Genomic DNA, 26,645 nt, shown 5'->3' on the forward strand with positions numbered 1-26,645 from the left:
AATTGAATGGGCATGCCGCCTGATCGCTATTTCTGTAAGAGCGGGGGGACGCCTAGTCCCATGCCCGCGATTCGCGGCCATGGGCCGCTCCTACAAGGACTGGATTCCGGCATACAAAAAATTCGCCCACCACCATAAGCAAGGCGTTACTATTTTTGAAATTTAGTCTTGTGATAAGTCGTATTCAGCTAATGAATATCTCAACCTTTGATCTCAATCTGTTGCGCGTGTTCGATGCACTGATGCGCGAGCAAAATGTTTCCCGCGCCGCCGAACGTCTGTCGCTCAGCCAGCCGGCCGTCAGCAACGCCCTGAGTCGCCTGCGCGAATTGCTCGACGACCCACTGTTGGTGCGGGTTGGCCGCAGCATGCAACCCACGCCACGCGCGCAGGCGCTGGAAACCCCGATCCGCGCCGCTTTACAGCAGATCGAGCAGAGCCTCAGTGCCGGTGAAGTGTTCGATCCGGCCAGCAGCCGGCAGCACTTCAGCATCGCCGTTACCGATTATGTCGAGCTGATCTGCATGCCACGCTTGCTCAAGCTGCTCAGCCAGCTGGCACCTGGCATGCGCATCGACATCCGCCATTTGAGCCCCAGCCTGCCGGCCGAGGCGCTGGACAAGGGCGAGCTGGACCTGGTGCTGGGCCGCTTCGAAGACATCCCCGCACGTTTCGCCCGCCAGCACTGGATGAGCGAAACCCTACAGCTGGCGCTACGCCGCGGTCATCCTCTGGTCAGCGGGCCAATGGACCTACCGACCTTTCTGCAGTTACGCCACCTCTGGGTGCACGGTGGTCAGACCCGTGGCATGGTGGACCAATGGCTGGGCGAACAGGGCCTGTGCCGAGAGATTCTCTACACCACACCCAACTATCTGCAGGCCGCGCATATCGTCGCCGACAGTGAGCTGGCTGCCGTGCTGCCGACCCAACTGGCGCGCCACTTCGCCAACCTGCTGCCGCTGCAGCTGTTCGAGCTGCCGTTCGCCCTCGGCCCGTTTCACCTGGAGATCGTCAGCCTGGCCCAGCGCCAGCGCGACCCGGCCTTGCACTGGCTGATCGAACAGATCCAGCAGATCGCCCAGCATTGATCACCCGCAACGGGGCAAGCCTTCCTACATTGCCGGCTACTGTCGTGCAGTCTTGGGGAAACAATCATGCTCAAATCGGCTTTGGCTGCTGGCTCTGATGAGCGAACTGAAAGGCGCGGTGGAAGATGGCCAGCTCAGTCTGCACTTCCAACCGAAACTGAATATCCGCGCGCGCAGCCTGTATGGCGTGGAGTGCCTGGTGCGCTGGATTCACCCGGTGCACGGGTTATCTCGCCGGACAAGCTTATCCCCCTGGCCGAGCAGACCGGCAACGTCTGCGCCTGGCAGGAACAGGGCCTGGAGCTGAGACCGCGATCAATGTATCCGCACTGGATCTGGCCGATCCCGGCTTTGCCGGTTTGCTTGCCGCACAACTGGCCAAGCATGGCGTACCGCCATCTGGCCTGATTGTGGAAATCACCGAAAGTGCAGAGATGGCTGACCCGGAACTGGCCATGGGCCAACTGCAGGAGCTGTGCGAGCTGGGCGTACAGCTGTCGATTGACGGCTACGGCACCGGCTACTCGAGCATGGCTCAGCTCAAACGCCTGCCAGTGCACGAGCTGAAGATCGACGAAGTCCTTCGTCCTCGACCTGCTGAGCACGACACCATCGTCCGCTCGACCATCAAACTGGGCCACAACATGGGCCTGAAGATCGTCGCCGAAGGGGTGGAAACCGAAGCCATCCTCGAACGCCTGGACCAGCCTGGCTGCGACATCGCCCAGGGCTAACTGCTCAGCAAACCGCTACCGCCGACAGCGTTTGCCGACTGGCTGGCGACAGCCCACTGGCAACTGCCCCGCCATACGGATTGATACAGGCCAGAAAAAAGGCCGCTGCCGATCATCGTGATCAGCAGCGGCCCGGGAAAACGATGGGACGCAGGTTAAAAGGCGTTATCACCAATCAACATCCCGTGCATGACCATGTAGGTCTTGCGCCCGGATTGCAGGGTGAGAGGGCTGCGCTCGGCGATCACCCAGCCTTTGGCCAGCAGCTTGTCGATATGCGCCCGCAGCTGTGGCAGGTAGCGTTGCTCTTGCTGAAGCGATTCCATTCTGCTCATCCTCTAGAGGACTCCTTTGTGACTACAACCAGGGAATACCTGGCCCACTCATCCGTGATGGCCGTCACAAAAGCATAGTGGGCCTGTGCCTGCTTCTAAAGCGGCAAATGGCCACATCTCTGTAGGCATAACGCGCCAAGCGGCTATGCGTTTGGCTTACATTGTTTTGCAGTTTAGACCGCAGTGGCTGCGGCGGCCGATTCGCCGACATGCGGTGAGCTGAACTCCAGATAACCATCCTCAACCTTGCCGTAACGCAGCAGCGCCAGGTCCAGCAGGTAATTCTGGTAGAGCTTCCACGGCGCGCGATCCCCCTGGCTGGGGATCTTGTCGGCCGCGCGCTTGATATAGCCGCTAGCCAGATCGAGGAAAGGTGCATTCTTGACCTGCCGCGCCGTGTCGCGCGGGGTGCACTGGCGCATGCCGTTGGCGTCCATATGATTGATCAGCCGGCAGAAATATTCGCTGGAAAGGTCCGCCTTGAGCGTCCAGCTGGCATTGGTGTAACCCAGCACCACGGCAGCATTGGGCAAGTCACGCAGCATGATGCCGCGATAACCCATGCTTTGGGCCGCATCGAAGGGCACCCCATCCACCGCCACCTGCATTCCGCCAAACAGCTGTAGCTCCAGACCGGTGGCGCTGATGATCACATCCGCCGGCAGCTCCTGACCGGACTTCAGGCGGATGCCCTTGGCGGTAAAGCCATCGATATGCTCAGTCACCACCGAGGCCTTGCCCTCGCGCAGCACCTTGAACAGATCGCCATTGGGCACGGCGCACACCCGCTCATCCCAAGGCTTGTAACGCGGGCTGAAGTGGCGCATATCGAAGCCCTTGCCCAACTGATGCCGGGCCATACCGAGCAAGGCCTTGCGCACCAGATTGGGAAAAGCCTTGGACAGTTTGTAAAAGCCCAGCTGCACCGCCACGTTGCGCGTGCGCGCCAGACGGTAAACCCAGGTTTCCGGCAAGAAACGGCGCAAGAAGGCGGAAATCGGATCGCCCTGCGGCAGGCTCACCACATAGGTTGGCGAGCGTTGCAGCATGGTCACGTGCCTGGCCTTGTCGGTCATCGCCGGCACCAGGGTTACCGCCGTCGCGCCGCTGCCGATCACCACCACGTTCTTGCCGCTGTAATCGAAGTTTTCCGGCCACTGCTGCGGGTGGATAAATTCGCCCTGGAACTGTTCACGTCCCTTGAAATCTGGGGTGTAGCCCGCTTCGTAGCGGTAATAGCCGGTGCACATCAGCAGGTGCTGACAGCTCAGCTTGATCGGCTCGGGCGCATCGCCACGCTGTACTTGCAGGGTCCAGGTCGCGCGCTCGCTGCACCAGTCGGCCTTGAGTACCTTGTGCTGGTAGCGGATCTTTTCTTGGATGCCGTTTTCCTCGGCAGTTTCTTCGATATAGCTGCGAATCGACGGGCCGTCGGCGATCGCCAGCGGGTTGGTCCAGGGTTTGAAGTTGTAGCCGAGGGTGAACATGTCCGAATCGGAACGGATACCCGGATAGCGGAATAAGTCCCAGGTGCCGCCCAAGGCTGCCCGGCCTTCGAGAATGGCGAAGCGTTTGCCGGGGCAATGCTTCATCAGGTGATAGGCCGCGCCGATGCCGGACAGACCGGCACCAATGATCAAAACATCCAGATGTTCGGCAGACATGGGGGCTCCACTGGCTTCTTCTGATGGACGCGGGTCGATAGTTGTCGACCCCTAATGCCCGCCAGATTCACCCCCAATAGCAGCTTTGTCATCCAACCTTTAGTGGTGTGAACAGCCCAGGCTGTCCACAGTTATGGCTGAAGAATGAGCAGAATGCTCAACAACTTGCCCCGCGATCAGAAGCTATTGCGCAGCACCACTTCACTGAGCGGCAGCTTGCCAATGCGCGGCTTGGGCTCGATGGTCTTCTTGCCGACGGCGACCATTAGGGCGATCACATGGTTTTCAGGCAGCTTGATCAGCTTGGCCACGGCATCGAAATCGAAGCCGTCCATCGGGCAGGAATCCAGACCCTTGCCACGCGCGGCGAGCATCAAGGTCTGCGCCATCAAGCCGCAGCTGCGCATGGTTTCATCGCGCTGCACCTGCGGCTTGTCGCGGTAGTAGGTGTCGATGGCACCAGCCATATAGGCCTGCACTTCCGCGGGCGCGCCTTCCCAGACGCGGCCAACATCCTGCTGCCAGCTGTCGAGCTTGGCGCACACCACCACCAGCATCGAGGCATCGGTCACCTGCGCCTGCCCCCAGGCCACTTCGCGCAGTTGCTGACGCAGCGCCGGGTCGCTGACCTCAACCATGCGCACGTGCTGCAGGTTGAACGCCGACGGTGCAAGCAACGCCAGTTGCAGCAGCTCGTCTTTGTCAGCATCGCTCAGGGTAAATTCCGGGTCATAACCTTTAACGGCACGGCGGCTGCGGATGGCTTCGTCGATATGCATGGGATTCCTTATCTGCAGGCTATTTAAAGAGGGCAATGCTAGGCAATTGCCGGGCGTAACGCCAAACGCCTTTACCGATAACAATGATCGACACAGTCGATCCTAGGCGCTCGCCTGTTAAAATCGCCGCCTAGCCCAATCGACCACAGCCCATGACCCCAGACGCCCTTGCCACCCTACAACAACACCTGCTCACCGCCCTGCATAGCGCGCCCAGTGAAACCCGTCGCCTGTTCCACGGCCGTGGACGCTGCTGGCCGGGGCTGGAGCAGGTCACTGTGGATTGGCTGCAAGGCGTGCTGCTGGTGGCACTGTTCAAACCGGTGAGTGATGCCGAACTGGCCGCACTGCAGCAGATGCTGCTCGGCCTCTGTCAATCCGCAGCCTGGCAACAGAGTGGTGCGCACAGCCTGTTGTTGCAGCAGCGCTACCTGCCCGAGAGCCCCACGCAATGGCTGCTCGGTGAGCCGGTTGAGTATTGGGATATCTGCGAGCACGGCCTGCTGTACCGCCTCGACCTGGGTAAAAAGCAGAACAGCGGGCTATTTCTCGATATGCGCTATGGCCGCCAATGGGTGCAGGCACAGGCGGCGGGTAAGCGTGTACTCAACCTGTTCGCCTACACCTGCGGGTTTTCCGTGGCCGCGCTGGCCGGCGGTGCGCGCCAGGTGGTCAACTTGGATATGGCCAGGGCCGCGCTCAGCCGTGGCCGTGACAATCACCGGTTAAACCAGCACGACCTGAGCCAGGTGGTGTTTCTCGGCCACGACCTGTTCAAGTCCTGGGGTAAGGTTGCCAAGTACGGCCCCTATGACCTGATCATCATCGACCCACCGTCTTTCCAGCGTGGCAGCTTTGTGTTGAGCAAGGATTACCCGAAGGTGCTGCGCCGCCTGCCAGAGCTCCTGAGCACAAACGGTGTGGTACTGGCCTGCAGCAACGAGCCGGAAATCGGTCCGGATTATCTGATCCAGACTATGGCCAGCGAAGCGCCGAGCCTGCGCTTTAGCGAGCGCCTGGAAAACCCGCCGGAATTCCCTGACAGCCAGCCGGACAGTGCCCTAAAAGCCATGGTTTTTTGCCGCGACTGACACCTATAAGCACTGATCTAGAAGGCTTGCCCGAGCAGAAAATGACGTATTGCAAACTGGTCTACAGTTAGGCGACCAACCCTAGCGAGATCACCGCAATGATGTTGAAAACCCTTGGCCTTGCCCTGTCCGCCACATTATTACTGGCCGGCTGCGCCAGCAAAACCACGCAACCATCGCAGTATTCGGGCTTTCTCAGCGATTACTCACAACTGCAGCCCGCCCAGTCGGCCAGCGGCGCGCCGGTGATGCGCTGGGTATCGCCCGACTTCAAACCCGGGAACTACCGCTCGGTGCTAGTGGAGAGACCGGTGTTCTACCCCGCGCCAACCCCGAGTGCGCAAGTTAGCCAACAGACCTTGGACGAAATCGCCCTCTACCTGCAGCAGGCCATGCGCCTGGAGCTGGCCGGACGCATGCGGGTGGTCGAATATGCCGACCAGGAAACGCTGGTGCTACGCAGTGCCATCAGTGCGGTGAGCACGTCGCCAGAAGGGCTGAAGGTCTACGAAGTCATCCCAATTGCCCTGATCGCAGCCGCCGCCAGCACAGCCGCCGGCACCCGCGATCAGGACACCAATATTTATGTCGAACTGGAAGCCATCGACGGCCGCAACAGCCAGCCAATGGCACGCGTAGTCCGCAAGGGCCATGGCCTGCCACTGGAAAACGACAGCAGCCAGTTGCGCCTCAAGGACATCAAACCCGCACTGGATGAGTGGGCCAAGGATGCTCGCAACTTCAAACCCTGAGGCTTAACGGCTCAAGCAAATACAAAGTATTTGCGCACTGTCTCGACCACCTCCCAGGTGCCTTTCATCCCGGGCTCGACGATAAAGATATCGCCGGCGCGCAGATGAATCGGCGCCTGCCCCTCCGGGGTGATGATGCAGTAGCCCTCCTGAAAGTGGCAGTACTCCCATTTCTCATAGGCCACCTGCCATTTGCCAGGGGTGCAGATCCAGGTGCCCATGATCTTGCTGCCGTCCGCCGAGGTGTAGGCGTTCAGGTTGACGGTGTGCGGCTCGCCGGCGATGCGTGTCCATTTGCAGGCATCCAGCAGTGGAATCGGCTGGGTATCACGCAGTACGGTAATCGGTGACATGGGTGGCTCCTGAGATCGTTAGAAAACAAGCGCCAGCCTAGGACGGCCATCTTGTCGGAACTGTCCTGAGGTCGACCTTCAACTGCCTTACAGCGCAGCCCCTTCGTCCAGGCTGATGGGTAAACCGCGTGCTACTTTGAACAGGGCCTGTTGGTTTATTCCCGCCGCTTGCCCGATCCGGAGATGCTTTATGTCCAGTCTTTACCGCTTGGTCACCCGCAGTGATTTCGACGGCCTGGTGTGCGCCGCCCTGCTCAAACACCTCAACCTGATCGACGACATCCTCTTCGTCCACCCCAAGGACATGCAGGACGGCAAAGTGGCGATCACCAATAACGACATCACCACCAACCTGCCCTACGTCCCCGGCTGCTATCTGGCCTTCGACCACCACCTCAGCGAAACCATCCGCAACCAGCCGGCGAGCAATCACCTGATCGATGCCGATGCCCCTTCGGCGGCGCGCGTGGTATGGAAACACTACGGCGGCCACGAGGCCTTCCCGCGTGAGTGGGACGAGATGATGGAAGCCGTGGACAAGGCCGATGCCGCGCAATTCAGCCGTGACGAGATACTCGACCCGCAGGGCTGGGAACTGCTGAGCTTTATCATGGACGCGCGCACCGGCCTCGGTCGTTTTCGCGACTTCCGCATTTCCAACTACCAGCTGATGATGCAGCTGATCGACTTCTGCCAGACCCACGGCATCGCTGAAATCCTCGAACTGCCGGATGTCGACGAGCGCGTGAGGCTGTATCTGGAGCACCAGCGCGAAGCCAAGGCGCAAATCCAGCGCTGCGCCACGGTCTACCACAACCTGGTGGTGCTGGATCTGCGCAACGAGGAGACGATCTATGCGGTCAACCGCTTCGTCATCTACGCGCTGTATCCGCAGTGCAATATCTCGATCCACGTGATGTGGGGCGTGAAGCAGCAGAACACCGTATTCGCCATCGGCAAATCAATCCTTGATCGCAGCTCCAATACCAATGTCGGAGAACTGTGCCTGAGCTACAACGGCGGCGGCCATGCCAACGCCGGCACCTGCCAAGTGGTCAACGAGGACGCCGAAGCCGCGCTGCGCGAACTAATCGCGGAAATTACCGCTGACGGTTAAGCCTGGCTGCAGACTGGGCGCAGCCTCGGCTAGAAGGTTAAGCTGTGGCCTATGAGCACAGCGCCCTTTATCACGCAGCTTGAGTCCAGTCGCACAAATGCGCCCCCTGGTTTGCGCATCGGCGGCGACTGGACGCTGCCTCACTATGCCAACCTGGAAGCCGAAGTACTGGCGCTGCGCGGCACGTTGGATAGCGCAGCCAGTATTGACCTGCAAGGTCTTGGCGCGCTGGATACCGCCGGCGCCGCGCTGCTGGTGGAATTACTCGGCAGTCAGCGTCTGACGCAACTGGCCAACGATGCACCAGACCTAGCCAGCGAGCGCCGCGCGCTGCTGCAGACGGTGGGCAATGCGATTGCCGATGCTGGCGATGCCCTACCGAGCAAACACACCCCAGCCTGGCGCGAATTTTTCGGGCAAATCGGCGAGGCTCTGGAAGAGCTCTGGCAGCAAGCTGTGGCGCTGCTTGGTTTTATCGGCATGACCCTGGCGGCGATGTTCACTATCCTCCTGCGCCCCGGTCGCTGGCGCATCACCTCACTGGTCGCGCATCTGCAGCAGAGCGGCCTGAATGCCGTGCCCATTGTCGCTCTATTGACCTTCCTGGTTGGCGCGGTGGTGGCCTTTCTCGGCGCCACGGTACTCGCCGATTTTGGCGCGAGCATCTACACAGTCGACCTGGTGGCATTCTCCTTCCTGCGTGAGTTCGGCGTATTGCTCACCGCCATTCTGATCGCAGGGCGCACCGCCAGCGCCTTTACCGCGCAGATCGGCTCGATGAAGGCCAACGAGGAAATCGACGCCATCCGCACCCTCGGCCTGAGCCCCATGGAGCTGCTGGTGTTGCCACGGGTGTTCGCCTTGTTGATTGCCCTGCCGATCCTGACTTTTATCGCCATGCTCAGCGGCATCCTCGGCGGCGCGGTGGTCTGCGCCCTTAGCCTGGATATCTCGCCGACCATGTACCTGGCCATGCTGCAGGAAAATATCGCCCTCAAACACTTTGTCGTGGGCATGGCCAAGGCACCTATGTTTGCCTTCCTGATTGCGGTGATCGGCTGCCTGGAAGGCTTCAAGGTCACCGGCAGCGCACAGTCGGTGGGCGAGCGCACCACCTCCAGCGTGGTGCAGTCGATTTTCGTGGTGATCGTGCTCGATGCCTTGGCCGCACTGTTTCTGATGGAGATGGGCTGGTGACGGGCGAAGCAATTATCGAAGTACGCAACCTGGTCAATCGCTTCGGGAAGCAGACCGTGCACCAGGGCCTGGCGCTGGACTTGTATCGCGGCGAAGTGCTCGGCGTGGTTGGCGGCTCGGGCACCGGCAAGTCGGTGCTGCTACGCAGCATTATCGGCCTGCGCCACGCCAATGCCGGGACCGTGCGGGTATTTGGCGAAGAACTGCTGCGCCTGCCACCCGAGCAGCGCTCGCAACTAGAACGGCGTCTCGGCGTACTCTATCAACGCGGCGCGCTGTTTTCCTCGCTGACGGTGACCGAGAACATCGCCTTGCCGTTGATCGAGCACGCCAACCTCAACCGCGCAACTGCCGAGCGTCTGGCTCTGGTCAAACTGGCCCTGGTCGGCCTGCCGCGCGAAGCCGGCGACAAGTACCCAACCGAACTCTCCGGCGGCATGATCAAACGTGCAGCCTTGGCACGCGCCCTCGCGCTGGAGCCGGAGATCCTGTTTCTCGACGAACCTACCGCCGGCCTTGATCCCATTGGCGCGGCGGCTTTCGACCAATTGATTCTGACCCTGCGCGACGCACTGGGTCTCAGCGTGTTTCTGGTCACCCACGACCTCGATACGCTCTACACCATCTGCGACCGGGTGGCCGTGCTGGCGGAAAAACGCGTGCTGGTGGCCGACCGCCTGAACGTCGTGACTGCCAACGATAACCCTTGGATACACGAGTATTTTCACGGCCCGCGCGGACGCGCAGCCGAACAGGCCGCCAACGGCGCGGCAGGGAGAAATTGAATGGAACCACGCGCCCACCACGTGTTGATTGGCCTGTTTACCGTACTGATGGTCACCGCCGCTCTGGGCTTTGCCCTGTGGCTGAGCAAAGCCAGCTCGGATCAGGAGTTCAATGACTACGATGTGATTTTCACTGAAGCGGTCAGCGGCCTGTCCCAGGGCAGCGCTGTGCAATACAGCGGGATCACGATCGGCGATGTGGTCAGCCTACGCCTCGACCCGAATGACCCACGCAGAGTACGCGCACATATCCGCGTCAGCGCCGACACGCCAATCAAACAGGACACCCGCGCACGCCTATCGATCACCGGGATCACTGGTACGTCGCTGATCCAGCTGCACAGCGGCACGCCGGAAAGCCCGCCACTGCTCAGCACGAGCGATGAGCGTGCAGAGATCATCGCCGACCGCTCCCCCCTCTCAAGGCTGATGTCGAATGGCGAAGACTTGGTGCTCAGCGTCACGCGCCTGCTCAACCGTGCCAACCGACTATTCTCCCGCGACAATATCGAGAATATTTCACGCACCCTGGAGAACATTGAACAAACCAGCGCCAGCGTCGCCGAGCAGCGCGATGAGCTGCGCAAGGCGCTGCAGCAGATGAGCACGGCCAGCCAGGAAGCCGCCGACCTGATGCGCAACGCCAACCAGCTGCTCAGCGGCCAGGGCCGCGAGGCAATGGACAGCGCCAGTCGCCTGATGGCCTCGCTGGAGCGCAGCAGCAACAACGTCGAACGCCTGCTGACCGACAACCGCGCCGCCCTCGACGGCGGCATGCAGGGCATCGGCGAGCTGGGCCCGACCATTATCGAACTGCGCGAAACCCTCAGCGCCCTGCGCTCCTTCGCCCGCCGCCTGGAGGAAGACCCAGCCGGCTACCTGCTGCGCAGCGATACCATCAAGGAGTTTCAACCATGAGTCGCCTTCGCCTGCTCGCCACCCTGCTGCTGGTCGGCAGCCTGGCCGCCTGCTCGGTATTGCCGAAAAGCCAGGTACTGAACATCTACCGCCTGCCGGCCAGCAGCCTGCCTAGCCATGCAACCAGCGCCAATTGGGCGCTGCGGGTAAACAAGCCCTATAGCAGCCAGTTACTCGACAGCACGCGGATTGCCGTATTGCCGCCGGGCGATCAGATCAGCGCTTACCAGGGTGTGCGCTGGAGCGACCGCGCACCCTTGCTGATCCGTGATCGGCTGATCGACGCCTTCCTCGACGATGGCCGCCTCAAGGCTGTCAGCAGCGATGAAAGCCGCCTGCAAGCCGACCTGGAACTGGACGGCGACCTGCGCGCCTTCCACAGCGAATACCGCGACGGCATTCCGGCGGCGCGCATCCTGTTTGAGGCCCGTCTGGTAGAGAGCGGCAGCCTGCGCATCCTCGCCAGCCGGCGCTTCGAAGTCAGCCAGGCCGCCAACGACACCTCAGTACCGGCGGTGGTCAACGCCTTTGGCCAGGCCGGCGATCAACTGGCCCGAGACGTGCTGGAGTGGACCTTGAGCCAGGGCAACGCGGTGCAACAGCAGTGAACTGAACACGTTCACAAACAGCGAGAGGCAGGCCCCTGAGCTCGGCAAAGAAGCGCTGCTACGCGAGCGTGCAGCTCGAACAGCGAATGCCTGCACCTGATGCAGGACTTTAGCGCCGCTCAACCGACGCGGTGTAACGCGGATATCGGCGAGTGTCCCCCTGGGTGCAGTCCTACCGCGCCCTGACGCTTACAGCAGCTGGTCATGCACCCGACGTGAGTCATTCGGCGCTTGTTCGCGCTCATGCAGCCCATAGTCGCGCATCACTTCGGCTACGCGCAGCCGATACTCGGCGAACACACCGCCACGTCCGGCTGTCTGCGCCTGACGATGCACCTCCAGAGTGCGCCAACGCTTGACCGCCGCCTCGTCTCGCCAGAACGACAACGACAGCAACTTGCCCGGTTGGGAGAGGCTGGCAAAGCGCTCCACCGAGATAAAGCCATCTACCTGTTCGAGTTGCTCACGGATCGCCGCTGCTGTGTCCAGGTACTCCGACTCCCGGCCGGCTTGGGGCTGCACCTCGAAGATCACCGCGATCATGCTGCAATCCCCGCGAAGCCAAGCTGAACGCCCAGGGTGCCCTCGACGCCTTCAACGAAGGAGCGCTCCTCGCGCAGGATAAAGCGCATCTGCTGGGCCATGGCGAAGTTGGCGCGGCCCTCTGGATCATCCTTGAGCCGTGCCCGATAGGCCTCGTAAGCAGCCAGGCTGGCAAAGCCGATCAAGCCCCAGGCCACATAGTTGCTGCCCTCATGGGGCAGGAAGTAGCCAAACAGCTGGCCGCCGCAACGCGGAATAATGCGCCCCCAGTTCTCCGCATACGCCTTGAAGGCGGCGCGCTGAAACGGGTCGATTTCATAGCGGATTACACAGGTGATTTGCATGGGATCACTCCTCTGGTTAGTGGCGGAGACCTTAGCCAATTGCCGCTGCCATATGGTTCGACTAGCATCGAACCATGATCGAAGGCCCCAACATCACCCGTATCGCCGCCCTGCTCGGCGACAACGCCCGCGCCGCAGTGCTGTCCGCACTAATGGCTGATCGCGCGCTGACCGCCACCGAGCTGGCCGATATCGCTGGCGTGACCAAACAGACCATCAGCTCGCACCTAAGCAAATTGCTCGACGCCGGCCTGCTCAGCGTCGACCAGCAGGGCCGGCATCGCTACTTCCGCCTGGCTGGCCGGGAAATCGCGCAACTGCTCGAGTCGATGATGGGCCTCGCCTTGCACGCCGGGCCGCCGCTGCCGCGCACCGGACCACGTGACCTGGCCTTGCGCCGCGCACGGGTCTGCTACGACCACCTGGCCGGTGAACTGGGGGTGCTGGCTTATGAGGGGTTACTGCGCCGCGAGCTGCTGCAACAGCTGGACGCCGGGCCAGCGCTCACCAACAGCGGGCGTCAGTGGTTTCGCCAGATTGGTATCGACCCCGACGCCCTGGCGCTGCAACGCCGTTCATTCTGCCGGGCCTGCCTGGACTGGAGCGAACGCCGCCATCACCTGGCCGGCGCGCTCGGCGCCGCCCTGTTTGTGCGAATCCTAGAGCTTGGCTGGGCCAAGTGCGCAGGCGACTCGCGCGTGGTGGCGTTCACTGCGGCCGGCGAGCGTTCATTCCGTGCCTGGTTCCAACCGGCCCCTGGCGAGCCGCTCAGCCACCCCGTCGATAGCGCAACTGCAACGCTGGATACGCTCGCTTAGCAGCACAGCTGCAGCGCTTCTTCCTATGCCCCAGCCTGAGCCTTGAGCCAGTGGCGTACCTCGGCGTAGGGATAGTCTTCCAGCGCGGCAAACCCGCCAAGCTGACGCGCCTTGAGTTTGGTAAACAGCGGCACGCTGATACCGCAGAGAAAGCGCGTCAGGCACTCGGCGCTCGGCTCGCGGCCTTTAAGCTCCTGGTGTTTGCGTATAAAGCCGCCGCATAGCCCGCGGGCATCCTGCTCCGCCAGCGGCGGCAAGGCTGGCGGCGCGGGCAGCCGAGCCACTTGCCCACGGCACACCGAACAATGCCCGCATTGCTGCGGCGCGTGGGCGTCGCCGAAATAGGCCGCCAAGCGTTGGCTCAGGCACTGCTCGCTGGCAAACAGCGCGAGCATGGCGTGAATCCGGCGGATTTCGCTGGCTTCCTGCTGGCTGAAATAGCCATGCAGTTCGCCGCTCAAAGCCGCCGGATCGAAACCCGGGTCGAGCAGCGCGTAGACCTCTGTCATCTGCTTGCTTTCCAGCTCGACCCAGCCCTTTTCCTGGAAGTAATCCAAGGCCTTGATCACCCGGCCGCGCTCGGCCTGGTGCTGCTGGTAGAGCTGGTCGAAATCCACCGTGCACCAGGTGCGCGCTCGCTGCGAGGTAGCGACCAGCGCCTCAACAAACTGCCGCCGTTCGCCGTCAAACTTCTCCAGCAACGCCTCGGGCTCTAGCAGGTATTTGAAGCGATATTCGGCGAAATAGGCGTAACGCGGGGCAATGATGCCGCGTAATTCCAGCTGCACCAGCAGGGTTTTCAGCGGCAACTGGCGAATATTGCTCTGCTCGGACAGCTGGTTGAGCATCAGCTCCCATTCGCCTCCCTGACTGCTACTCAGCAGCTCATCCAGTACACAGCGAATGCCATCCAGCTCCGGCGTATCGCCGTAAACAAAGTTTTCCAGCACGTTGAGGCTGTCGCGGTTGGCCAGCACCAGACAGTCGGAGGGCTGGCCATCACGGCCGGCGCGGCCGATTTCCTGGCTGTAATTCTCGATGGATTTCGGTAGGTCGAAGTGCACCACATTGCGGATATCCGACTTATCGATACCCATGCCAAAGGCGATGGTGGCGACGATGCAATTGATCTGCCCAGCCATAAACTGGCGCTGAATCGCCTCGCGCGCATCAGAGGCCATGCCGGCGTGGTAAGCGCTGGCGGCAATGCCGCGCTGACTCAGGCGCGCGGCCACCTGCTCGGCGGTCTTCTGCTGGGTCACGTAAACGATACTCGGCTGCCCGGCCTTGGCACCCAGCCACTGCTCCAGGCGGCGCTGCTTGTCAGAACCACTGACTGGCTCGACCAGCAGATTGAGGTTGGCGCGATAGAAGCCGGTGGTGACCACGTCATCAGCGGCGATGGCGAACTTCTTCTGCATATCGGCAATCACCGGTGGCGTGGCCGTGGCGGTGAGCAGCAGCACCTGCGGGATGCCGAACTGGCGCTGATAGTCCGGCAGCTTGAGATAGTCCGGGCGAAAGTTATGCCCCCACTCGGAGATGCAGTGGGCCTCATCGATTACCAGCAGGGAGATCGGCACCTGGGCGATAAAGTTGCGAAAGCGTTCATTCTTCAGCCGCTCGACCGAGATCATCAGAATCTTCAGCTCGCCGGATTTCGCCCGCGTCATCACCGCACTGGCATCCTCGCGGCTTTGCGCCGAATCGATACTCGCGGCACTGATGCCACGGCCATGCAGAAACGCCAGCTGGTCTTGCATCAGTGCCAACAGGGGCGAGACCACCAGGGTCAGGTGCGGCAGATGCAACGCCGGCAGCTGATAACACAACGATTTGCCCGAACCGGTGGGAAAGATCGCCGCCGCCGAACGTCCGGCCAGCACGGCCGTGACCACACGCTCCTGACCGGGGCGCAATTGCTTGAAGCCGAACACACGTTCCAGGGTACTCATGGCTGTCACTCCATTGACCGCCGCAGCGGTAAACAATGATTAATTCCTACAAGCCCCGCCGCTATTGCCAATCCAACTAACACCATGGACAACACAGGCGTACATTCAAATCATGCCAATAAAAAAGGAGATGAGTATGCAGGTATCTGGTTTCAGCGGCAGCTTGCCGGTTATCCACTAGATCGCTCACCACCCAGTCCAGATGGCCGCGCAGCAAAGACCCCGGCGAAACCGGAGTAGCTGATGCGAACCACAGGCCGATGTGCAGTCTGGCGGAAAACTCAGGTTCGCCGTGAGTTGTGCCAAACCATAGACCTAACGCCGTCATGCAATTCGAAAGCGCCAGTGCTCAACCGCGACATATCGATACCTACCTGGCACTCGCCAGTCATGCAGAAGTCGACAGTCGCAGACAAAGGCCCTGGAAATCGCCTGAGTTGCCACCCCGTTAGCGCTGTGGCCCGAGACAGCCATACAGCAACAGCTAAGGCCGTGCAGAGCGGCCACCTGAGCAAGAATGCAACGCGCAACACTCGTAAACGTGCCTGATCTGCTGACAGATACGCACCCAAAGCCGCCTCCGGGCGGCTTTTCCGTTTCTTATCGCACATGCAAAGCACCGGGGGATGGGCTTTAGCCGCAACAACTTTTTAAAAGCTAAAGCGCCTCCTACAGGCTATCTCTGCAATTTCCCATGCATAAAAAAACCGCCGATCAAGGCGGTTTTTTTAGTACGGCGCTTACAACTTAGAGTTGCGGGCCGGCGTTGCGGATGGCGTCGGACACATCGAACTTCTTGAAGTTCTCGATGAACAGACCGGCCAGGCCTTTAGCGGCTTCGTCGTAGGCGTTCTGGTCAGCCCAGGTGTTGCGCGGGTTGAGCAGATTGGTTTCAACGCCCGGTACCGACTTCGGCACGCTCAGGTTGATGATCGGCAGCAGCTCGGTTTCGGTACCGATCAGAGCGCCGCTCTGAATCGCAGCGATAACGCCACGGGTAGTCGGAATGTTGAAACGCTTACCAACGCCGTAGCCACCGCCGGTCCAGCCGGTGTTGACCAGGTAGACCTTGGAGCCGAAGCCGCGGATACGCTTGATCAGCAGTTCAGCGTACTCGCCAGCCGGACGCGGGAAGAACGGCGCGCCGAAGCAGGTGGAGAAGGTCGACTTGATGCCGCCGCCCGACCCCATTTCGGTGGAACCGACCAGCGCGGTGTAACCGGAGAGGAAGTGGTAAGCCGCTTGCTCTTCGTTGAGGATCGACACCGGCGGCAGTACGCCAGTCAGGTCGCAGGTGAGGAAGATCACTGCGTTCGGCTCGCCGCCGAGGTTCTTCTCGCTGCGTTTCTCAACCAGCTCCAGCGGATAGGCTGCACGACTGTTCTGGGTCAGGCTGTCGTCGGCGTAGTTCGGTACGCGGTTTTCATCGAGCACCACGTTTTCCAGCACGGCACCGAACTGGATAGCTTTCCAGATCACCGGCTCGTTCTTCTCGGACAGGTCGATGCACTTGGCATAGCAACCGCCTTCGATGTTGAACACCACGCCCACGCCCCAACCGTGCTCGTCGTCGCCGATCAGGTAGCGGCTTTCGTCGGCCGACAGGGTGGTCTTACCGGTGCCGGACAGGCCGAAGAATAGGGTCACGTCGCCTTCTTCACCGATGTTGGCCGCGCAGTGCATCGGCAGCACGTCGGCGTCCGGCAGCAGGAAGTTCTGCACGCTGAACATGGCTTTCTTCATTTCACCGGCGTAACGCATGCCGGCGATCAGGACTTTCTTGGCGGCGAAGTTGAGGATCACGCAGCCATCGGAATTGGTGCCATCACGCTCCGGCACACACTCGAAGTTGGCGACGTTGAGCACTTGCCACTCGTCCTTGCCAGCCGGGTTGTACTGCTCCGGATTGATGAACAGGCAACGGCCGAACAGGTTCTGCCAGGCGGTGGCGGTGGTCATCTTGACTGGCAGGTAGTGCGCGTCGGCAGAACCTACATGAACGTACGAAACGAAGCTGTCTTGAGCATCGGAGAACGCCTGAACTCGGTCCCACAGAGCATCGAACTTGTCAGCCGGGAACGGACGATTGATCGCGCCCCAGGCGATTTTCGCCTCGGTGCTCGGCTCTTGCACGATGAAGCGATCAGCCGGCGAACGACCAGTGCGATGGCCTGTGCGTACGACCAGGGAGCCGTTGGCGGCCAGCTCACCTTCACCGCGACGAAGGGCTTCTTCGACCAGTTGGGCAGCGCTGATGTCGGTGTACACGGCGTTGTTGGCTTGCGTCATGTGGGTCCCCGTCGGCCAAGTGGCCGAGTCTTCCGAACGTTTTGTAGTAGAAAATCGAGCACTACTACAGCGAAAAAAGTGCGCCGGATTATGCCAGAAAAAGCCGGCTGCGGGTGCAGCCTCTGATCAGATCATTCCGGCACGGTTTGCGTACTAATTTGCCCCAGAATCTGCTTGAAACTCAGTGGCGCGTATCCGATGGAGCTTCGATGCTGCCATCGATAAACAGTTGCAACACATCGGCGGCATCGAAGAGATAGCGTTCGTTGCAGAACTGGCAATCGATTTCCACGCTGCCGCCATGTTCCTGAACCAGCGCTTCGGCATCGGCCTGGCCGAGACTGATCAGCGCGCGACTGGAGCGCTCTCGCGAGCAGCTGCAGCGGAACTGTAGGTCGCGCGGATCAAACAGACGCAGCGCTTCCTGGTGATAAAGGCGATGCAGCAGGGTTTCGTTATCCAGACCGAGCAGCTCTTCAGCCTTTAGGGTATCGGCCAGGGCCATGGCGTGCTGCCAGCTGGCCTCACGTTCATCGGCTTCTTTCAGGCGATCAGCAGGCAACTGCTGCAACAGCAGGCCGCGAGCACGCTGGCCATCAGCGCTAAGCCAGAAGCGCGTGGGTAACTGCTCGGAGGTGGCGAAGTAATTCGTCAGGCAATCAGCCAGGGTATCGCCTTCCAGATCGACAATGCCCTGATAACGCTGCCCGGATTTCGGGTCGACGGTCATGGCCAGCACGCCATCAGGCATCAGCTCACGCAAATTGGCATCGGCAGTGATCTGCTCGGCGTGATAACGGGCGATACCGCGCAGCTCGCCTTCGCTGGAGCATTCGACCATCAGCAGTGGCACGGCACCGGAGGAGCGCGCCTGGAGGATCAGCAGGCCTTCGAATTTCAGCGTACCGATCAGCAGCGAGGCGGCGGCTAGTAGTTCACCCAGAAGTTGGGCGACCGGTTGCGGGTAGGTGTGTTTGGCCAGCACATGGCTGTAGCTGTCGGTCAGGCCGACCAACTCACCACGAATATCGCTGTCGTCGAACAAGAAGCGTTGGGAAAAATCAGACATGCCAACTTCACTGAATGTGACTCGGCCCGCGATTTTAGGCGTAAACGCCCATCTGACCAAGCGCCTCTTATCTATCAGCACTGCGGGCGGAAGCTATCGATACCAACCCGGATCACAGTTGTCGACAAAAGGTAGCGCGAATCTTTGCAATCAGAAGACAGAATACCTAGCATGCCCGCCGCCTCAGTCCCTTACAGATGACAAGGATGCCACTGCATGCCCCCTTCCTTTATTAACCAGCAGTGGCGTATTCGCCCGCTGATTGCCTGCCATATCGTCGCCCTGCTGCTGCTCGCCAGTTGGCTGTGGGCACCCAGCCGTGCGTTGTGGGACCAATTCGACCTGCAATTGTTTGCCCTGCTCAACGAGCCCGTGCATGACGCAGGCCTGTGGGCAAAAACCTGGGCAATCGGCAGTATGCGCCCAGTCGACATGGGTGTTGGCCTACTGATGCTGGCCGTGATGCTCAAGGCCAACCTGATATTTAGCGGCGCGCAGGTACGTAAGGCGCTGTATGCCTTCCTCGCGGCGCTAATCGTTATGCTGCTGTTTCGCGTCGGCTTCGCCGAGTTGGTCAAGCTGATGGGCTGGCAGCGCCCGAGCGCGTCCTTGGTAGTGGAAGGTGCGGCGCGCCTGACTGAACTGTTCCCAGCCTGGGAAGAGCGCTGGGATATGAAAGACAGCGCCACTCGCAGCTTCCCTGGCGATCACGCCTCGGTACTGCTGATCTGGGCGATGTTTATCAGCCTGTTTGCGCGTAACTGGCGCTTGCTGCTGGTCTGGAGCATGGCCGTGATCTTTATGCTGCCACGCCTAGTGGCCGGTGCTCACTGGGGCTCGGACGCCTTGGTGGGTGGCCTGTTTCTCGCCCTGCTGGGCCTGGCTTGGGCCTGCTTTACGCCGTTTGCCTACAAAGCCAGCGAATGGCTGGAATATGCCACCCAGCCGCTGCTCAAACACCTGGCCAAACTGCCACTGCTGGACCGTCTGAGCGTCATAAGCGGCCGCTAGACCTCTTCGTCAGCCCAAGGATGGCGCAGACCGCCGTCCTGTCGCTCATTGAAGTCGTGGATCTGCCTACGCTGCTTCTTGCTCGGCCGACCATCGGTCTGCATGCCCAGCCCTCCGGCCCTACGTTGCGCTGCCGCCTGTTCGCGGCGCGCAATGCTCTCTTCCGTTTCGGCATATAACGCCTGCGCCTCGGGCGCACCACGGCGCACTACGGAAAGCGCCTGCACCACCACACTGCGCTCCTCAAAGCCGGTACGAATCACGTAAACATCGCCAACTTTTGGCTCTTTGCCTGGTTTGCAGCGCTCGCCGCGGTGATGCACCTTGCCGCCCTCGATAGCGGCCTTGGCCAGGGCACGGGTCTTGAAGAACCTTGCAGCCCATAGCCATTTATCCAGGCGGATTTTACCGTCGTCTTTATCGTGCACACCCATTAGCCCCACACCCGCCGCTTCAACCACACCCGCACCCGACAATCACAAGAGCTTTTTGCAGGCTCCACAATCTTGCGCAACTCTGGGCGATGAGGAAGATCCTCTGGGGTTTTCAGCCCCCAAACCAGCCCTAAACGCTGCAACCCCTGAAGCACCCACCACCCGGGATCCCACTCACCCGCGTAAAGACCCAGGCGGGCCGAACCGGGAAAGGCATGGTGATTGTTGTGCCAGCACTCCCCCATGGTCAGCAGGGCGGAAAATGGCACGTTGAACCCCTGCACACTGGCGCCCTCAACCACATGCTGTTGCTCGCCATGGCGGTGAGCGAAATGTCCAATCAACCAGTGACCAAAAACCCCGGCCGCAATCCGTGCGCAGACACCCCAGAACACCCAGGCCCAACCGCCCAAAGCAAAAAACAGTAGTGCCCAGGGCAGTTGCTGAGCCATCCAGGTGCGCTGCAGAAAGCGGTAAACGGGGTCTGCGGCAATTCGAGCCTCAACTTGAATAATCGGAGGGCAATCCAGGCGCAACTCGCAGTGCAATTGCCACCACGCATCTTGCAACGGAGGACGGCGGTGACCAAAGAAATCGTGGCAATCTTTCTGTCTCTGAGCGAAATCACGTAGATCATGGGTGCGCAACAGCCCCAACGGGCCGGACAGCCCGACCAGCACCCCGCAGTACACAAAAAAGTATTCCAACCACTTGGGACACTGGAAGCTGTCGTGGATCAGCTTGCGATGCATGCCCAGCGAATGCCCGAGCAACAACACAAGAGCAGTCGAGCCGGCAAACAGGGCAAAGGCTGCCAAGTTGAAGGTCAGCGCACCACCCACTAACGCCCCCAGAGCCATGCAGGTAAACCATAGCGAACGAACCGGCTCCCAGCGCACCTCGCCATGCACAACATCAGCTCGTTGCACGCGATGACTCTTGAGGCTTTCTGGCATCACATCCATATGCAGCTCCTGGCCTGAGCGGCCGTTATCGATTATTTCTTACTCAATTCCTCACCTTCACGCTTCAACTGACTGCCCGTGGGGCAGACCTCGAAGGCAAAGCCGAGCAAAGTATTAAGCAGGCTGTCCGGATTGAGTCGATAAAGCAGAAACTGCCCCTTACGCTCACTGACTACCAGGCCAGCGGCAGCGAGAATCGACAGATGCCGAGAAATCGCCGGAGCACTCATATCAAAGCGACTGGCGATCTCTCCGGCAGTCAGCTCTTGAGCTGAGAGGAAGGCCAATATCTGCCGGCGCGGTGTGGATGCCAGCGCCTCGAAAACGCGGTCTGCAGTCATCGTCAATCCAATCATTTAACCAATAAGTTAAATGCTTATATTCCATTAAGTGCGACCTGACAAATCCTTTTACTCTGACGCAGGCGTAGTGATGCGGTTGTCATCCGACCTGTCTAGAATGCCCGCAATATCTAGAGAACCGCCTACCTTTGAAGACTTTCGACCAACTTGGCGTAATCGGCCTGCGTGAATGGATCAACCTGCCGGAACTGGGCATGGTCGGCCTGCGCGCCAAGATTGATACCGGGGCCAGCACCTCCAGCTTGCACGCCAGTGACATCCAGCCATTCGACCGCGATGGCGAGCCTTGGGTGCGCTTTACCGCGCACCTCGGCACCCTGGTGCAAAGCCGGCATCGCTGCGAGGCGCAGCTGGTATCGGTGAAAACCATCAAAAGCTCAAACGGCCACACGCAGTCGCGTTATGTGATCCGCACCAACCTGACCCTGGGCGAGCGCGAATGGCCGGTGGAGTTCACCCTGACCTGCCGCAAGACCATGCGCTACCGGGTGTTGCTTGGCTCCAAGGCACTGATTGCCGGACAGTTGCTGGTCAACCCAGCTCTGACCTACGTACAGAACAAACCCACCCTCGCTGACTCCCCTGGTGCCCAATGAAGATCGCCGTGCTGTCGCGCAACCCGCGCCTGTATTCCACCCGCCGCCTGGTTGAAGCCGGGGAGTTGCGGGGCCACGAGATGGTGGTGATCGACACCCTGCGCGCTTATATGAATATTGCCAGCCACAAGCCGCAGATCCACTACCGCGGCAAGCCGCTGGAAGGCTTTGACGCGGTGATCCCACGGATTGGCGCGTCGGTGACCTTCTACGGCTGCGCGGTGCTGCGCCAATTCGAGATGATGGGCGTGTTCCCACTCAACGAGTCGGTAGCCATCGCCCGTTCGCGGGACAAACTACGCTCGCTGCAGCTGCTCTCCCGCCGTGGCATCGGCCTGCCGGTGACCGGCTTCGCCCACTCCCCAGATGACATCGCCGACCTGATCGACATGGTGAACGGCGCGCCGCTGGTGATCAAAGTGCTGGAAGGCACTCAGGGCATTGGCGTGGTGCTGTGTGAAACGGCAACCGCTGCCGAATCGGTGATCGAGGCCTTTATGGGCCTCAAGCAGGACATCATGGTGCAGGAGTACATCAAGGAAGCCGGCGGCGCGGATATTCGCTGCTTTGTGGTCGGCGACAAGGTGATTGCCGCAATGAAGCGCCAGGCCAAGCCCGGCGAGTTCCGCTCCAACCTGCACCGTGGCGGCAGCGCCAGCCTGATCAAAATTACCCCGGAGGAGCGCATGACTGCGATCCGCGCGGCCAAGGTCATGGGGCTAAGCGTGGCCGGTGTGGATATCTTGCGCTCCAACCACGGCCCTCTGGTGATGGAGGTCAACTCATCCCCCGGCCTGGAAGGCATCGAGACCACCACCGGCAAGGACGTCGCCAGCCTGGTGATTCAGCATCTGGAGAAAAACAGCGGCCCGAATCTGACTCGCACCAAGGGCAAAGGCTGAGCATAGGCGAGGCCCGGTCAAGGGTGCGCCGCAGGCTGTAGGGTGGATGACGCTCTTTTCATCCACCATGAGGCAGCCGCTGGTGGATGGGTGAAGCGTCATCCACCCTACGCCTAACGGACGACGCGGCAGGGATGGCGAAACGTAGACTCAAGCCTATAGCTGATGCTGCTCCATCCAGGCCTGAAAGTCCGCTTCCTTCAGCGGTCGGCTGAAGTGATAGCCCTGCCCCAGCGAGCAGCCATGCTCACGCAGACAATCGAGCTGCCACTGGCTTTCGATGCCTTCAGCCACGCACTCCAGACCCAGGTTGCGGGCGATCACCAGGATGGTCTGCACCAGCATCAGGCCGCTGCCGTCTTCACCGTCCATGTCCCAGGTAAAACTGCGATCAATCTTCAGGCGATCCAACGGCAGGCGCTTGAGGTAGGTCAGTGAAGAGTAACCGGTGCCGAAATCATCAATGGCGAAGCGCACGCCCAGCGCCTTGAGCACTTGCATATTGCTGATGCACTGCTCAACGTCCTCAAGCAACACCCCTTCGGTGATTTCCAACTCCAGCGCCGTGGCCGGTACTTGATGGCGTTGCAGGCACTCACTGATACGCGCCACACAACTGCGCTGGCGCAGCTCACGCGGGCTGAGGTTGACCGCCAACACCAGCTGCGGCCACTGCGGTAACCAACGCGCCAGCGCCGCACACGCCTGCTCCAGCACCCAGGCACCGAGTTCCTCAATCAAGCCGGTTTCTTCGGCCAGCGGAATAAAGTCGCCGGGCATCACTTCACCGCGCTCGGGATGAATCCAGCGCAGCAGCACTTCCGCACCGGCTATGCGCTCGGTGGCCAACGCCAGTTGCGGCTGGAACACCAGATACAGCTGCTTGCGCTGCACCGCCTGACGCAGTTCGCTCTGCATCTGCAAACGCTGGTCGATGGCCGCCTGCATCTCAGGGGCAAAGAAGTGCAACGCGTTACGCCCGCCCTGCTTGGCCCGATACATGGCTGTGTCTGCTTGCTTCAATACATCGGCAGCAACCTGGCTGCCGAAGGGGTGCAAAGCGATACCAATACTGGCGCTGATCGACAGCTCATGACCATCAATCCAGCAGGCGCCAACCAGGCTTTTCAGCAGCTTTTCCGCCGTAACCGCCGCCGCCTCTGCCGCCAGTTGCGGGTTGCTGTCGAGCCCTTCGAGCAGCACCACAAACTCATCGCCGCCCATCCGCGCCAGAGTGTCTTCGGCGCGCAAGCCGCTGGCCAGCCGCGTGGTGACCTCGCGCAGCAGGCCATCACCGACCAGATGGCCGAGACTGTCATTGACCGTCTTAAAGTGATCGAGGTCGATAAACAGCAGGGCACCCAGGGTGTTTTCGCGCTGCTCGCGGTCCATCGCATGCTGCAAACGGTCGAGCAGCAGGCGCCGGTTGGGCAGGCCGGTGAGTTCGTCACTGAAAGCCAACCGCTCGATCTCACGCTGATAGCGCTGACGCTCGGAAATATCGGTGATGCTGCAACGAATCAACACCGGCTCGCCGGGCATGCGCACCAGACGTGCCTCACAGGGAATCTGCCGGCCCTTGCTATCGCGGTGCAACCAGTCAAATACCGGCGCCTCACCGGCCATCGCCCGCTGCAGATAGACCTGGCCGAGCTCGGCAGTCAGCTGGCCGTCCGCTTGCTTGCTTGGGCTCAGGTCAAATACGCGCTTGTTGGCGATTTCCTCGCGGCTGTAACGCAGCAGGCGCAAGGCATTGTCGTTGCACTCGACCAACGTGCCGTGCAGGTCGAACAACATGATGGCTTCGGGCGCATGCTCGACGATGGTGCGGTAGCGCGCCTCGGCCTGCAAACGCTCGCTGATGTCCTCAACCAGTAGCAGGAACATGCGCACCCGCCCGTTGCTGTGGCGCACCGCACGCAAACTGACACGCGTATGCACCAGGCTGTCGTCGGGTCGACGAAAGCGTTTTTCCAACTCGAAACCTTCTCGACTACCGCTCAGCACCTGGTCAAGTAAAGACTGTTCGATCTGCATGTCGCCCTCCAGCGACAGCGTTTCCCAGGTGCACGCCAGCAACTCTTCACGACTGCGCCCGAGGATGCTGCACAGCTTGTGATTGGCCTCTTCCCAGGCGAAGTTCTGGCTAGTCAGGGCCATGCCAATCAACGGCGCTTCGAAAAACAGCTGTAATCGCTCATCACGCTCACGCAATTGTTGCTCGGCGTATTTACGTGCGCTGACATCCTGCAACGCCCCATATACCCGCACCAACTCCGCACCATCGCGCTCGGCGATTCCGCGAATACGCAGCCAACGGCTTTTACCCTTGGCCGTGAGCAGGCGCACCTCGATATCGAACTGCTCCTGCCCCTCAATCAGGAGCTGAAGCGTCTGTTCAGACAGTACACGGCCGCTGGCATCCAGATAACTCAACGCACCGTCCATGTCAGGCGCACCGTTTTTAGGGTCCAGCTCATAAATCCGAAAGCAACCTGCACTCCAGTCCATGCTCTTGTCGGCCACATTCAGCACCCACCCACCCAGGTTGGCAATATGCTCGGTTTGGCTGAACAGATAGCTCTGCTTAAGCAGCTCATCACTCTGTGAACGCACCTGGGTCGCCAGTTGCTCGCGCGCCGTCACATCACTCTGCAAGGCCACAAAATGGCTGATGCCCTGATCGTCGCGCATGGGCGCGAGGGTAAATTCATTCCAAAACTGCTGGCCGTTCTTGCGGTAACTGCGCAACACCACATCACAACCGATGCCTTCGCGCACCGCCTGCTGCAAGCGGCTAAGGCCCTGTTGTTGCTGGTCATCACGGAGCAGAAAGTTCCAGTTGTTACCCACGGTCTCTTCACGGCTGTAGCCGGTAATCTGCTCGAAAGCCGGGTTGCAGTAAATCAGGGGTAAAGCGGGCTGGCGGGCATCGGCGATGATCACGCCTAACGGGCTGGCTTCCAGCGCCAGATTGGCCAGCGCCAATTGCTGCTGCATCTGCGCACTGCGCGCCAGCGCCTGACGCAGGTCACTCAGGCTGCGCCCCACCAGCAAGGTGGCGAGCATAAACAGCAGCACACTGAAGTGCAGCTCCAAGCGCTGCGGGTCAAGCCAGGCCTCTGAGTCCCTCAAGCCACGCAGCAACGGCAGAACCAATACCATCGTCACGCTCAACACCGCACCGCAAAGGCCGCCGGCAAACCCCCACACCAATGCCAGGGCGAGCATCATCACGCCCATCAGCGGCAAATTTAGCGTCAGCGGCAGTGAACCAAGCAACCAGGGCAAGCCAAGCAGCAATAGCAAAAGCAGCGGCCAGGGCGGTAACTGGCGCAGCGCCTCGGGCACCTGCTCGCAACCACTGAGCACCTTTGCGGCTAACCAGCCACGACGACGCACCCAGGGCGTCAGGTAAACCAGCATGGGGATGGCGATGGCTAACGTCGTCAGGCTATCGGCCAGCCACAACGTCACGCTGCCCGAGGACAAACTCTGCAGCGTTGCGTGCCCCGACAACCAGAGATTGCCTTGCACCCCCAGCGCCATGGGAATAACCGGCACCAACACCCCAAGCAGCACAAAGCGCAGTAAATGGCTGAGGTCGGGCAAGGCCGGATCAAATGGGCGCAACCGCAGCAGCAGCCAGGCCAACGCCACGCCGAGGGTTTCCGGCAAGGCATAAAGTGGGGCCCACTGCCATTCCAGGCCCCAGAGGGGAATGGACAACATGGCATTGAGGTACATCGCCAGCAGCACCCGCGGGCCCCACCACAGGGTCAAAACCAGCGCCAGCGCAAATGGCGGATACCAGAGGGCAGCCCCGTCGGTGAACTGAGTCGCCAGGGAAAGCCAGGTAGTCAGATGGAGTAATGGCAGCGGCAGCAGCCAAGTCCATAGAGGAAGACGGTGTGGAACTGCAGGCATGCTGAC

General features: G+C 60.7%; 27 protein-coding genes. 14 read left to right on the top strand and 13 right to left on the bottom strand.

The genetic code is table 11. The features are described 5' to 3' along the window. Window positions 1-191 precede the first annotated feature (191 nt). The 3 genes from AACX99_RS01215 to AACX99_RS01220 all read left to right on the top strand — a co-directional run bounded on the left by AACX99_RS01215 (window position 192) and on the right by AACX99_RS01220 (window position 1,825). Entirely contained in the window at window positions 192-1,091 is a 900-nt protein-coding gene (locus AACX99_RS01215) for a LysR family transcriptional regulator (protein ID WP_339409029.1), read from the top strand. Window positions 1,092-1,188: 97 nt separating this feature from the next. Then, the gene (locus AACX99_RS22120) at window positions 1,189-1,398 is read left to right on the top strand and encodes an EAL domain-containing protein (RefSeq protein WP_445261821.1); all 210 of its coding nucleotides are present in this window, start codon (window positions 1,189-1,191) and stop codon (window positions 1,396-1,398) included. Then, a complete protein-coding gene (locus AACX99_RS01220) occupies window positions 1,373-1,825 on the top strand; it encodes an EAL domain-containing protein (RefSeq protein WP_445261829.1) in 453 nt (150 codons plus the stop codon). The genes AACX99_RS22120 and AACX99_RS01220 overlap by 26 nt, the downstream gene beginning before the upstream one ends. A 155-nt stretch (window positions 1,826-1,980) precedes the next feature. Here AACX99_RS01220 and AACX99_RS01225 read toward each other — a convergent pair whose 3' ends face one another. The 3 genes from AACX99_RS01225 to AACX99_RS01235 form a co-directional block, all read right to left on the bottom strand. Next, window positions 1,981-2,151: a hypothetical protein gene (locus AACX99_RS01225; protein WP_339409031.1), complete on the bottom strand. Its 171-nt coding sequence runs from the start codon at window positions 2,149-2,151 to the stop codon at window positions 1,981-1,983. 182 nt (window positions 2,152-2,333) lie between these two features. Then, window positions 2,334-3,824, bottom strand: coding sequence for a flavin-containing monooxygenase (locus AACX99_RS01230; RefSeq protein WP_339409032.1), 1,491 nt, complete (start codon window positions 3,822-3,824; stop codon window positions 2,334-2,336). A 176-nt stretch (window positions 3,825-4,000) separates the two neighbouring features. Next, window positions 4,001-4,603 (bottom strand): nitroreductase family protein, encoded by a 603-nt coding sequence (locus tag AACX99_RS01235; RefSeq protein WP_339409033.1) that lies wholly within the window; start codon window positions 4,601-4,603, stop codon window positions 4,001-4,003. Window positions 4,604-4,755: 152 nt separating this feature from the next. Between AACX99_RS01235 and AACX99_RS01240 the strand changes: the two genes are divergently transcribed. Then, window positions 4,756-5,694 (top strand): class I SAM-dependent methyltransferase, encoded by a 939-nt coding sequence (locus AACX99_RS01240; RefSeq protein ID WP_339409034.1) that lies wholly within the window; start codon window positions 4,756-4,758, stop codon window positions 5,692-5,694. A 98-nt stretch (window positions 5,695-5,792) separates the two neighbouring features. Further along, window positions 5,793-6,446, top strand: a complete 654-nt coding sequence (locus tag AACX99_RS01245) for a DUF3313 domain-containing protein (RefSeq protein ID WP_339409035.1) — start codon at window positions 5,793-5,795, stop codon at window positions 6,444-6,446. 11 nt (window positions 6,447-6,457) lie between these two features. Here AACX99_RS01245 and AACX99_RS01250 read toward each other — a convergent pair whose 3' ends face one another. After that, complete coding sequence (locus tag AACX99_RS01250; RefSeq protein WP_090250378.1) at window positions 6,458-6,799, bottom strand: cupin domain-containing protein; 342 nt, start codon at window positions 6,797-6,799, stop codon at window positions 6,458-6,460. A 190-nt stretch (window positions 6,800-6,989) separates the two neighbouring features. On the opposite strand from AACX99_RS01250, the gene AACX99_RS01255 reads away from it, so the two are divergent. Genes AACX99_RS01255 through AACX99_RS01275 form a run of 5 tightly spaced genes read left to right on the top strand, consistent with a single transcriptional unit; the run spans window position 6,990 to window position 11,424 of the window. Next, complete coding sequence (locus AACX99_RS01255) at window positions 6,990-7,916, top strand: exopolyphosphatase (protein WP_339409036.1); 927 nt, start codon at window positions 6,990-6,992, stop codon at window positions 7,914-7,916. A 51-nt stretch (window positions 7,917-7,967) separates the two neighbouring features. Next, a complete protein-coding gene (locus AACX99_RS01260) occupies window positions 7,968-9,113 on the top strand; it encodes an MlaE family ABC transporter permease (RefSeq protein WP_339409037.1) in 1,146 nt (381 codons plus the stop codon). Beyond that, the gene (locus AACX99_RS01265) at window positions 9,110-9,898 is read left to right on the top strand and encodes an ABC transporter ATP-binding protein (protein ID WP_339409038.1); all 789 of its coding nucleotides are present in this window, start codon (window positions 9,110-9,112) and stop codon (window positions 9,896-9,898) included. The genes AACX99_RS01260 and AACX99_RS01265 overlap by 4 nt, the downstream gene beginning before the upstream one ends. Continuing rightward, window positions 9,899-10,816 carry an MlaD family protein gene (locus tag AACX99_RS01270; protein ID WP_339409039.1) on the top strand — a complete coding sequence of 306 codons (918 nt, stop codon included), beginning with the start codon at window positions 9,899-9,901 and terminating at the stop codon, window positions 10,814-10,816. Continuing rightward, entirely contained in the window at window positions 10,813-11,424 is a 612-nt protein-coding gene (locus AACX99_RS01275; protein ID WP_339409040.1) for an ABC-type transport auxiliary lipoprotein family protein, read from the top strand. Before AACX99_RS01270 ends, AACX99_RS01275 begins: the two co-directional genes overlap by 4 nt. 189 nt (window positions 11,425-11,613) lie before the next feature. Here the strand turns inward: AACX99_RS01275 and AACX99_RS01280 are convergent, their stop codons facing one another. Together AACX99_RS01280 and AACX99_RS01285 are read right to left on the bottom strand one after the other, a co-directional pair. Further along, window positions 11,614-11,967: an antibiotic biosynthesis monooxygenase family protein gene (locus AACX99_RS01280; protein WP_339409041.1), complete on the bottom strand. Its 354-nt coding sequence runs from the start codon at window positions 11,965-11,967 to the stop codon at window positions 11,614-11,616. Next, window positions 11,964-12,311: an NIPSNAP family protein gene (locus AACX99_RS01285; protein ID WP_339409042.1), complete on the bottom strand. Its 348-nt coding sequence runs from the start codon at window positions 12,309-12,311 to the stop codon at window positions 11,964-11,966. Before AACX99_RS01285 ends, AACX99_RS01280 begins: the two co-directional genes overlap by 4 nt. Before the next feature lie 74 nt (window positions 12,312-12,385). On the opposite strand from AACX99_RS01285, the gene AACX99_RS01290 reads away from it, so the two are divergent. Further along, on the top strand, window positions 12,386-13,129 hold the full coding sequence (locus AACX99_RS01290; RefSeq protein WP_339409043.1) for an ArsR/SmtB family transcription factor: 744 nt from the start codon (window positions 12,386-12,388) through the stop codon (window positions 13,127-13,129). Window positions 13,130-13,152: 23 nt separating this feature from the next. On the opposite strand, the gene AACX99_RS01295 is transcribed toward AACX99_RS01290, so the two are convergent. From AACX99_RS01295 to hslO, 3 genes are all read right to left on the bottom strand, one after another. Then, on the bottom strand, window positions 13,153-15,084 hold the full coding sequence (locus AACX99_RS01295) for a RecQ family ATP-dependent DNA helicase (protein ID WP_339409044.1): 1,932 nt from the start codon (window positions 15,082-15,084) through the stop codon (window positions 13,153-13,155). Between the two features lie 747 nt (window positions 15,085-15,831). Further along, window positions 15,832-17,373: a phosphoenolpyruvate carboxykinase gene (locus AACX99_RS01300; protein ID WP_339409045.1), complete on the bottom strand. Its 1,542-nt coding sequence runs from the start codon at window positions 17,371-17,373 to the stop codon at window positions 15,832-15,834. A 181-nt stretch (window positions 17,374-17,554) separates the two neighbouring features. After that, entirely contained in the window at window positions 17,555-18,442 is an 888-nt protein-coding gene (gene hslO / locus AACX99_RS01305; RefSeq protein ID WP_339409046.1) for an Hsp33 family molecular chaperone HslO, read from the bottom strand. Between the two features lie 216 nt (window positions 18,443-18,658). On the opposite strand from hslO, the gene AACX99_RS01310 reads away from it, so the two are divergent. Continuing rightward, complete coding sequence (locus AACX99_RS01310) at window positions 18,659-19,453, top strand: phosphatase PAP2 family protein (protein ID WP_339409047.1); 795 nt, start codon at window positions 18,659-18,661, stop codon at window positions 19,451-19,453. Here the strand turns inward: AACX99_RS01310 and AACX99_RS01315 are convergent. The 3 genes from AACX99_RS01315 to AACX99_RS01325 are packed head-to-tail and all read right to left on the bottom strand — an operon-like array spanning window position 19,450 to window position 21,193. After that, window positions 19,450-19,887 (bottom strand): RNA-binding S4 domain-containing protein, encoded by a 438-nt coding sequence (locus tag AACX99_RS01315; protein WP_339409048.1) that lies wholly within the window; start codon window positions 19,885-19,887, stop codon window positions 19,450-19,452. The two genes, AACX99_RS01310 and AACX99_RS01315, sit on opposite strands and share 4 nt — an antisense overlap. Continuing rightward, window positions 19,887-20,852, bottom strand: coding sequence for an acyl-CoA desaturase (locus tag AACX99_RS01320; RefSeq protein ID WP_339409049.1), 966 nt, complete (start codon window positions 20,850-20,852; stop codon window positions 19,887-19,889). The genes AACX99_RS01315 and AACX99_RS01320 overlap by 1 nt, the downstream gene beginning before the upstream one ends. Window positions 20,853-20,884: 32 nt before the next feature. Further along, window positions 20,885-21,193: a metalloregulator ArsR/SmtB family transcription factor gene (locus tag AACX99_RS01325; protein ID WP_339409050.1), complete on the bottom strand. Its 309-nt coding sequence runs from the start codon at window positions 21,191-21,193 to the stop codon at window positions 20,885-20,887. A gap of 149 nt (window positions 21,194-21,342) precedes the next feature. Here AACX99_RS01325 and rimB point away from each other — a divergent pair, with 149 nt between their 5' ends. Further along, entirely contained in the window at window positions 21,343-21,810 is a 468-nt protein-coding gene (gene rimB, locus AACX99_RS01330; protein ID WP_445261822.1) for a retropepsin-like aspartic endopeptidase RimB, read from the top strand. Beyond that, window positions 21,807-22,712 carry a 30S ribosomal protein S6--L-glutamate ligase gene (gene rimK / locus AACX99_RS01335; protein WP_339409051.1) on the top strand — a complete coding sequence of 302 codons (906 nt, stop codon included), beginning with the start codon at window positions 21,807-21,809 and terminating at the stop codon, window positions 22,710-22,712. The genes rimB and rimK overlap by 4 nt, the downstream gene beginning before the upstream one ends. 156 nt (window positions 22,713-22,868) lie before the next feature. Here the strand turns inward: rimK and AACX99_RS01340 are convergent, their stop codons facing one another. Then, window positions 22,869-26,639: a bifunctional diguanylate cyclase/phosphodiesterase gene (locus AACX99_RS01340; RefSeq protein ID WP_339409052.1), complete on the bottom strand. Its 3,771-nt coding sequence runs from the start codon at window positions 26,637-26,639 to the stop codon at window positions 22,869-22,871. Window positions 26,640-26,645 lie beyond the last annotated feature (6 nt).

Source organism: Pseudomonas sp. EA_35y_Pfl2_R5 (genome assembly GCF_963970805.1).
Taxonomy (GTDB): domain Bacteria; phylum Pseudomonadota; class Gammaproteobacteria; order Pseudomonadales; family Pseudomonadaceae; genus Aquipseudomonas.